The following is a 228-nucleotide window of genomic DNA, read 5'->3' on the forward strand; positions in this document are numbered from 1 at the left end:
CATGACAGCCGTGCCGGCGATGCCGAGCGCAATGCCGGCGAGCTTGTTCCAGGACAGCTTTTCGTCCGATGTCAGCGCGTTGGCGAGGATCAACGTCCAGAACGGCGTTGTCGCGTTGAGCACCGAGGCGATGCCGGCTCCGAGCTCCGTCTGGCCGGCGAAGATCAGCGAGAAGGGCACGACATTGTTGGTGAGCGCCAGCAGGAAGAACAGGCCGGCATGCGGAAG

Annotated in this window: 1 protein-coding gene; it reads right to left on the minus strand. The window is 64.0% G+C overall.

Annotated features, from left to right (window positions below; genetic code table 11):
• The coding region (locus EOC06_RS39490; RefSeq protein ID WP_164899124.1) for an EamA family transporter at positions 1 to 228 on the minus strand (228 nt) is incomplete at both ends.

Source organism: Mesorhizobium sp. M7A.F.Ca.MR.362.00.0.0 (assembly GCF_004023175.1).
GTDB lineage: Bacteria > Pseudomonadota > Alphaproteobacteria > Rhizobiales > Rhizobiaceae > Mesorhizobium.